Below are 696 nucleotides of genomic sequence, written 5' to 3'. Positions count from 1 at the left end.
TCAATCGGGTGGTTGACCGGGTCGCTGATCTGCTGCGCCGTCAGAGGTTCGGACTGCTGGAACACTCCGCCCCAACTCACGAAGATGACATCCCCTTCGGCGGCGTCGGGGTACGGGATGCCGGTGCCGGAGGCGGCGCGAATGACGATGGGCACCCCTTGTTCGGCGATGTCCTTGTCCACACCGCCATTGACGATTTCCGGGGGGATGTACATGAACAGGTTGGAATGGCCGGGTTCCGGGTCGGTGTCCTGGCCCCCGGGGATTTCCAGCTTGACGTAGAGCTTGATGGGCGGGGCGTAGGTCTCGGGTGCCTGATTGAGCCGGGTGACCCGATAGGCCAGGGTGTATGAACCGGTCGGCAAGCGAGCGGGCGCGGCCCACAAGATTGTACGCTCGCCGATTTCGGCCGGGTCGGAAAGGGTGTGCTGGTCGATCAGGTTGTTGTTGAGCAACAGCTCGGCCTTGTCGCCCAGGCCTTGGGTCGACCACACGGGAATCTGCACTTTCAGCCCATGGTCCGGAAAGTTGCCCTGGGCGGCGGCAAGGTTGATGCCCCATTCGCCGGAGGGCAGTTGCGGTTCGCTGCGCCCGGGAATTTCCGGATCGAGCAGGGCCAGGGGGGAGAGGTTCTTTAACGGTTGAACGAGCATGACAAGGACTCCTGTCGCGAATTGAAGAGTGACGCGGGGGAGT

Annotated in this window: 1 pseudogene; it reads right to left on the bottom strand. The window is 63.1% G+C overall.

The features are described from left to right. Positions 1-653: pseudogene (locus ACLD1X_RS29155) on the bottom strand (hypothetical protein); the annotation flags it as partial. Positions 654-696: the final 43 nt, after the last annotated feature.

This window comes from Pseudomonas sp. 18173 (assembly GCF_050432945.1).
Taxonomy (GTDB): Bacteria; Pseudomonadota; Gammaproteobacteria; order Pseudomonadales; family Pseudomonadaceae; genus Aquipseudomonas.
Note: the sequence above shows the minus strand (reverse complement) of the source record. Positions and strands in the feature narration are given on the sequence as shown.